The sequence below is a fragment of the Streptococcus sp. 2154 genome (assembly GCF_013277255.1).
GTDB lineage: Bacteria > Bacillota > Bacilli > Lactobacillales > Streptococcaceae > Streptococcus > Streptococcus pseudopneumoniae.
The window spans coordinates 1-3148 of record NZ_VMMK01000098.1; the positions used below are offsets into that span (position 1 = coordinate 1).

2 protein-coding genes and 1 pseudogene are annotated in these 3148 nt (G+C 38.2%); 2 read left to right on the forward strand and 1 reads right to left on the reverse strand.

Going from position 1 to position 3148, the window contains the following annotated elements:
- Positions 1-177, reverse strand: a pseudogene (locus tag HT693_RS11590) (IS5/IS1182 family transposase); the annotation flags it as partial.
- Between the two features lie 347 nt (positions 178-524).
- On the opposite strand from HT693_RS11590, the gene HT693_RS11595 reads away from it, so the two are divergent.
- The gene (locus HT693_RS11595) at positions 525-1478 is read left to right on the forward strand and encodes a class I SAM-dependent methyltransferase (RefSeq protein WP_050971505.1); all 954 of its coding nucleotides are present in this window, start codon (positions 525-527) and stop codon (positions 1476-1478) included.
- Between the two features lie 49 nt (positions 1479-1527).
- Positions 1528-2718, forward strand: coding sequence for an acetate kinase (locus tag HT693_RS11600; RefSeq protein WP_023937040.1), 1191 nt, complete (start codon positions 1528-1530; stop codon positions 2716-2718).
- The last annotated feature ends 430 nt before the right edge of the window (positions 2719-3148 follow it).

Consider the following 3148-nt stretch of genomic DNA (forward strand, 5'->3'; position numbering starts at 1 on the left):
TGAAGTCGCCATAAGAAGGTCTTCTAGGCTTAGTTTAGGTTTTCGTCCCCCTTTTGCGTGTTTACCTTGATAAGCTGTTTTCAATACAGCTAACATCTCTTCAAAAGTGGTGCGCTGAACACCAACAAGACGCTTGAATCGTGCATCAGTTAGTTGTTTACTTGCTTCATAATTCATAGAACTACTATACCATGTTTTGTTTCGCAGGAAGTCTAATAAATAAAAACTCTTTAAAATTTTGTTGGGAAAATGGGAAAAGATATAAATGGAAACTTAGTATAACACTTGGAAAACTCTGTAAAAATAGTAAGTCAATTCATGCTTCGTTTTTTCTCTAGGGAAGTTGGGCGGCTATATTTCTATGACCATTTGTCGGAATAAACATCCCTGCCAAGAGTCAATAGAAATAAATTCAACGAAACTTTTGCTGTCAGATTTAGATGCCCAACTTGTCATTTATACTCTTTCATATAGGATTTTCTATAAGGATGGAAAAAAGAAGGGAAATTTGGTAAGATAGGAATATGGATTTTGAAAAAATTGAACAAGCTTATACCTATTTACTAGAGAATGTCCAAGTCATCCAAAATGATTTGACGACCAACTTTTATGACGCCTTGGTGGAGCAAAATAGCATCTATCTGGACGGTGAAACTGAGCTAAATCAGGTCAAAGACAACAATCAGGTTCTTAAACGCTTAGCGCTTCTCAAAGAAGAATGGCTCAAGACCTACCAGTTTCTCTTGATGAAGGCTGGGCAGACAGAGCCCCTGCAGGCTAATCACCAGTTTACGCCAGATGCTATTGCCTTGCTTTTGGTATTTATTGTGGAAGAGTTGTTTACAGAGGAAGAAATCACTATCCTCGAAATGGGTTCTGGCATGGGAATTCTGGGCGCTACTTTCTTGACCTCGCTTGATAAAAAGGTGGATTACTTGGGAATGGAAGTGGATGATTTGCTGATTGATTTGGCAGCTAGCATGGCAGACGTGATCGGATTGCAGGCTGGCTTTGTCCAAGGAGATGCCGTTCGTCCACAAATGCTCAAAGAAAGCGATGTGGTCATCAGCGACTTGCCGGTCGGCTATTATCCTGATGATGCCGTTGCGTCGCGTCATCAAGTTGCTTCTAGCCAAGAATATACTTACGCCCATCACTTGCTCATGGAACAAGGGCTTAAGTATCTCAAGTTAGACGGATACGCTATTTTTCTAGCTCCGAGTGATTTGTTGACCAGCCCTCAAAGTGATTTGTTAAAAGGGTGGCTGAAAGAAGAGGCGAGTCTGGTTGCTATGATTAGTCTGCCTGAAAATCTCTTTGCCAATGTCAACCAATCTAAGACTATTTTTATCTTACAGAAGAAAAATGAAATAGCAGTAGAGCCTTTTGTGTATCCACTTGCTAGCTTGCAAGATGCAAGCATTTTAATGAAATTCAAAGAAAATTTTCAAAATTGGAGCAAAGGTACTGAAATATAAAATAGATTTTGTTATAATAGTTGAAAACGCTTAAAAGAGGTAATTGATAATGACAAAAACAATCGCAATAAATGCAGGAAGTTCAAGTTTAAAATGGCAATTATACTTAATGCCAGAAGAAAAAGTATTGGCGAAAGGCTTGATTGAACGTATCGGTTTGAAAGATTCAATTTCAACTGTAAAATTTGATGGCCGTTCTGAACAACAAATTTTAGATATCGAAAATCACACACAAGCTGTTAAAATCTTATTGGATGACTTGATTCGTTTCGATATTATCAAGGCTTATGATGAGATTACAGGTGTTGGACACCGTGTTGTTGCGGGTGGAGAATATTTCAAAGAATCAACAGTTGTTGAGGGGGATGTTTTAGAAAAAGTTGAAGAGTTGAGCTTGTTGGCTCCTCTCCACAATCCAGCCAATGCAGCAGGTGTTCGTGCCTTCAAGGAATTGTTGCCAGACATTACCAGTGTAGTTGTTTTTGATACTTCCTTCCACGCAACTATGCCAGAGAAAGCTTATCGCTACCCTCTACCAACAAAATATTACACAGAAAACAAGGTTCGTAAATACGGTGCTCATGGTACAAGTCACCAGTTTGTAGCAGGAGAAGCTGCAAAACTCTTGGGACGTCCATTAGAAGACTTGAAGTTGATTACCTGTCATATTGGTAACGGAGGCTCAATTACAGCTGTGAAAGCCGGCAAATCTGTTGATACTTCTATGGGCTTCACTCCTCTGGGTGGTATTATGATGGGAACGCGTACAGGGGACATTGATCCAGCTATCATTCCTTATTTAATGCAATATACAGAGGATTTTAATACACCAGAAGATATCAGTAGTGTTCTTAATCGTGAATCGGGTCTTTTGGGAGTTTCTGCTAATTCTAGCGATATGCGTGACATAGAAGCTGCTGTAGCAGAAGGGAATCACGACGCTAGCTTGGCTTATGAAATGTATGTTGACCGTATTCAAAAACATATCGGTCAGTACCTTGCAGTACTAAACGGAGCAGATGCCATTGTTTTCACAGCAGGTGTTGGTGAAAATGCAGAAAATTTCCGTCATGATGTAATCTCAGGAATTTCGTGGTTTGGTTGTGATGTTGATGATGAAAAGAATATCTTTGGTGTGACAGGAGACATCTCAACAGATGCAGCGAAGATCCGTGTCTTGGTTATTCCAACAGATGAAGAATTAGTCATTGCCCGTGATGTTGAACGCTTGAAAAAATAAGTGAAACTAAAAAAATATTCAATACAAGGAGTTGGGAAAGTTATTTTTCCAGCTTCTTTTTTTAAACTTAACTAGCTTTGAAAGGTAGAAGTCATAGATAGCGGTGGATGATTTTAAGAAGCGTTATAGTGGATTGAGATATAGTACATTGAGTCAAGAATAGGATACATCGGTTTCTGAAATATTGTTAAAAATGAGGATGAATTTCTCAATCAATTTGTTCATATTCTATTTCAACATACTATAAAATGTGAATAAATTAATTAGCTGATTTCAATGCATTTCTAAAAATGTATTAGAAGTCGTATTGTGCTGTTGTAATTTAAATTTCCCGACTTTATCACTTAATTCTCCGCCGACCTTACTTAATCCCTTGGTACATCTGGATTTTCCGACTATTTTTCAACTTTTTTGTTTGTTGTATATAATT

Coding starts and splice junctions, on each gene's coding strand:
- HT693_RS11595 (WP_050971505.1), top strand. CDS start 525: ATGGATTTTGAAAAAATTGAACAAGCTTATACCTATTTACTAGAGAAT.
- HT693_RS11600 (WP_023937040.1), top strand. CDS start 1,528: ATGACAAAAACAATCGCAATAAATGCAGGAAGTTCAAGTTTAAAATGG.